This window comes from Vibrio sp. Vb0598 (assembly GCF_033338935.1).
Lineage (GTDB): Bacteria > Pseudomonadota > Gammaproteobacteria > Enterobacterales > Vibrionaceae > Vibrio > Vibrio alginolyticus.
Window position 1 is genome coordinate 1 of sequence record NZ_JAWOTP010000268.1, and the last position, 1,077, is coordinate 1,077.

1 protein-coding gene is annotated in these 1,077 nt (G+C 49.0%); it reads right to left on the reverse strand.

What is annotated here, in order from left to right; genetic code table 11:
• The coding region (gene fliF / locus R7Q38_RS24610; protein ID WP_318114689.1) for a flagellar basal-body MS-ring/collar protein FliF at positions 1–1,077 on the reverse strand (1,077 nt) is incomplete at both ends.

A 1,077-nucleotide genomic window follows, 5' to 3' on the forward strand; every position in this document is an offset into this window, starting at 1 on the left:
GCTTTTGAGTTCAATAGAACCGATACGCTCAATTTCTCAATCTGACCTTGTTGGTACTGAGTACGGCGCACGCTGCTGCCAACCGCATATTGACGATTCACTTCAGAACGCGCATTGGTGTTTTGGCTGTCGTTTGTCGCCGCGTCACCAGTCACTGGAGGCTGGTTGCTGAGAGAACCTGGTACGCCAAGCGCGATTTGGTCAATCGAATTGTTTTGAATGGTGTGTTCGTTACGAACCACTGGCGCGTTATCAAGGATTTCTCGCGTTTCTTCCACTTGGCTGAAATCCATATCGGCTGCAACCTGAACGCGGAAATTACTAGGACCAACAATCGGCGTTAGCATGTCTGCCGCACGTTGGATGATTTGCTTCTCAACGTTCTTTTGGTATTCCAGATACTTCGCGTTTACTTTGCCCGCTTCTGCTGACGCCACATCTGCACTCAACAATCGGCCATATTGGTCAATGACAGAAACAAACTCAGGCTTCATTGCCGTCACACTGCCGACGATCAAGTTGATGATCGCTTCAACCTGTTCTGGCTTAAGGTCTTCACCCGGTTTGAGTTCGAGCATGACAGATGCAGACGGGTTTTCACCGTTTTGGCGAACAAACAAAGTTTGACGAGGAATCGCAAGGTGAACACGCGCATTCGCTACCGAGTTTAGCGACATGATAGTGCGTACTAACTCACCTTCTAAACCATGACGGTAACGCGCAGTCTCCATAAACTGGCTGGTACCTAATGAGCTGTCTTCTTTCAGCGAATCCAATCCGGTTGGCAGTTTCGCTTTTACACCTTTTGACGCCAATAACATACGAATGCGAGCCACCTCACCTTCAGGAACCAGCACTTGGCCGTTCTGCTCCTGCATGCGGTAGCTCACACCTTCACTCTCTAAGACCGAGACAATCTCACCAATATCGAATCGCTCTTGTTGGCTGTAAAGCGGACGGAAGCTTTGAGAAGAACTCCAAAGCGCAACCACAATGATCGCCGCTACAATCGCCGCGAGAACAGCGGATAGAACAAGATTTCGTTGGCTACTTGACCAAAGCTGCTTAAGCTTATTT